The organism is Streptacidiphilus pinicola, from assembly GCF_003258295.1.
Taxonomy (GTDB): Bacteria; Actinomycetota; Actinomycetes; order Streptomycetales; family Streptomycetaceae; genus Streptacidiphilus; species Streptacidiphilus pinicola.
Genome location: NZ_QKYN01000233.1, coordinates 1 through 273 on the forward strand (window position 1 = coordinate 1; position 273 = coordinate 273).

1 protein-coding gene is annotated in these 273 nt (G+C 75.5%); it reads right to left on the reverse strand.

Annotated elements, in window-relative coordinates; translation table 11 throughout:
- A partial coding sequence (locus DN069_RS38165) for an ROK family protein (protein WP_133260190.1) occupies nucleotides 1-273 on the reverse strand: 273 nt, incomplete at both ends.

Consider the following 273-nt stretch of genomic DNA (forward strand, 5'->3'; position numbering starts at 1 on the left):
AGCTCGCCGCGGAGCACCAGGCCCGCGCCGACGCCGGTGCCGACGGAGAGGAAGCAGAAGCTCGCCGCGTCCCGGCCCCGCCCGGCCCGCTGTTCGCCGAAGGCGGCCAGGTGGATGTCGTTCTCCAGGGTGACCGGGCAGCCCAGCGCCGCGCCGAACCGGTCGTGGGCCGGGAACCCGTCCAGTGCCGGGATGTTGAGCGCCTGCCAGATCCGGCCCTCGCGCAGGTCCACCACGCCGGGCACGCCGATCGCGGCGTGCTGGATCTGCTCG